The sequence below is a fragment of the Enterococcus camelliae genome (assembly GCF_042685105.1).
Classification (GTDB): Bacteria; Bacillota; Bacilli; order Lactobacillales; family Enterococcaceae; genus Enterococcus_G; species Enterococcus_G camelliae.
The window spans coordinates 11,138-11,661 of the sequence record NZ_JBHUMO010000060.1; positions in this window are offsets into that span (position 1 = coordinate 11,138).

Below are 524 nucleotides of genomic sequence, written 5' to 3' on the forward strand. Positions count from 1 at the left end.
CATGCTCCGGGAATTTCTTCCGAAGGGTGTCACTCTGAGTCCCTTGTCCTACTCGCACTTACACGCAATAACCGATACAATCAACAATAGACCAAGAAAAATAATGGGCTACGCAACACCTACAGAACGACTTCAGGAAGAACTGGCAAAATTAAACGCCGCTTAAGGTGCTTCGTTGGTTCCATAAGGTAAAAGAATCGGTTGGCTGAGTCAAGAGCCGCTTCGCTTCTTCTATTGACCCAGCCAACCGATTCCTTTGAATCAGAACCACCAAAAATCCATCAAAAAAATGGTAAGAGGCATCTTACTGTCAGACAAGGGTTAAACAGTTGGTAACACTGGATTATTGAGTAATGCACTGTCTATAAAGGTTTTTTGATTTTTTTATGCATTTGATATTGCAATTAAGCAAGTAATTGTTTTAACTATATCCTTAAAGAACTGTCCAAATTGCTCTTGAAGATTCTCAATGCCAGATTGAACCGCCAAGGCATTTTTCCCTTCAATTTTTTGAATGATTTCAA